General features: G+C 52.5%; 1 protein-coding gene. It reads left to right on the forward strand.

Annotation, left to right across the window (positions count from 1 at the left end):
- Nucleotides 1–838: replication initiation protein (locus K0778_RS26390; RefSeq protein ID WP_153520345.1), on the forward strand; the 838-nt coding region annotated here is incomplete at its 5' end.
- Nucleotides 839–981 lie beyond the last annotated feature (143 nt).

The raw sequence follows: 981 nt of genomic DNA on the forward strand, positions 1-981 counted from the left end.
CGCGCTTCTTGCACGGTATATCCAGCAGAACCAACCTCATGCGCAGTTCTGGCTGGTTTTTGACGTTGACCGCGAGGGGGCTGCGATTGACTGGAGCGACCTGAACGCCCCCGCACCGAACATCACCATAAAAAATCCCGTGAACGGTCACGCCCACCTGCTCTACGCACTCAATATCGCCGTGAGAACCGCGCCTGATGCTTCGGTTAAGGCGCTGAAATACGCCGCCGCGATTGAACGTGCGTTGTGTGAAAAACTGGGCGCAGATGTAAACTACAGCGGACTGATTTGCAAAAATCCGTTCCATCTGGAATGGCAGGTGATGGAGTGGCGTGAGGAAGCCTATACCCTCGATGAACTGGCTGATTATCTCGATTTGAGCACTTCAGCGCGCCGTAGCATCGATAAACATTACGGGATGGGGCGAAACTGCCATCTGTTCGAAATGACGCGCAAATGGGCTTACAGGGCGATTCGTCAGGGCTGGCCAGCATTCTCACAGTGGCTTGATGCCGTGATTCAGCGTGTCGAAATGTACAACGCATCGCTTCCCGTTCCGCTTTCACCTCCTGAATGTCGGGCTATTGGCAAGAGTATTGCGAAATACACGCACAGGAACTTCACGGCGGAAACTTTCGCACAGTATGTGGCTGATACGCACACGCCAGAAATACAGGCCAAGAGAGGCAGGAAAGGTGGCATCGCTAAAGGCGAAGCCTACGATGACAAGCGTTTCATGGCGCTATGTATGCTGGAGAATGGATATTCTCAGAAAGCTATTGCGGCGATGTTGGAGGTTTCTACTCGAACCATTCGAAACTGGAAAAGCGGAAAATAGCCTATATCAGATAACAGCGCCTTTCTGGCGTTTTTTTGAGCAGTAGGTCTTTTGCCGTTTTTCCCCGTTCAGCCCTGCAATGGTGCTGTTTTCCGCATGATTGTGCTGGTAGTGCTCGCCGCAGTCTCATGACCGAGCGTAGC

The sequence above is a fragment of the Escherichia sp. XD33 genome (assembly GCF_019375075.1).
Classification (GTDB): Bacteria; Pseudomonadota; Gammaproteobacteria; order Enterobacterales; family Enterobacteriaceae; genus Enterobacter; species Enterobacter flexneri_A.